Here is a 511-nt window from a genome sequence, read left to right as displayed (position 1 = left end):
AAAATATGTACCCGCGTAAAACGGCTTTTGATCAGGCGTGATAAACACATTCAGCGGCCAGCCGCCCTGCCCGGTCATCAGCTGGCAGATTCTCATATAAACAGAATCCACATCAGGCCGCTCTTCCCGGTCGACTTTAATCGCCACAAACCGTTCATTGAGAAGACGCGCGATTTCTTCGTCTTCAAAGCTTTCGTGGGCCATCACGTGGCACCAATGACAAGTCGAATAACCGATGCTGACCAGAACCGGCTTGTTTTCGCGTTTTGCTTTTTCAAAAGCTTCTTCTCCCCACGGGAACCAGTCCACAGGGTTGTGGGCGTGTTGGAGTAAATATGGTGATTTCTCATTGATTAATCTATTGGGTTTACTTTTGTTTGGCATGGGATCACCTTCTTCCTATAATTAGTGTATATTTAACTTAACACATTTTCTCAAAAATACTCCCTATTTCTTTATATAGCTGACTGTTCTTTAGTATTGTACTTAGGAATACGTATTACCCCCGAAG

Annotated in this window: 1 protein-coding gene; it reads right to left on the bottom strand. The window is 44.0% G+C overall.

Annotated elements, in window-relative coordinates; all coding sequences use genetic code 11:
- A partial coding sequence (locus IEV86_RS18355; RefSeq protein ID WP_188484864.1) for a thioredoxin domain-containing protein occupies positions 1–384 on the bottom strand: 384 nt, incomplete at its 3' end.
- Positions 385–511 lie beyond the last annotated feature (127 nt).

This window comes from Cellulomonas carbonis, assembly GCF_014636275.1.
In the GTDB taxonomy this organism is placed as follows: Bacteria; Actinomycetota; Actinomycetes; order Actinomycetales; family Cellulomonadaceae; genus Actinotalea; species Actinotalea carbonis.
The sequence above is the reverse complement of the archived record's forward strand: the minus strand, read 5'-3'. Positions and strand labels throughout refer to the sequence as shown.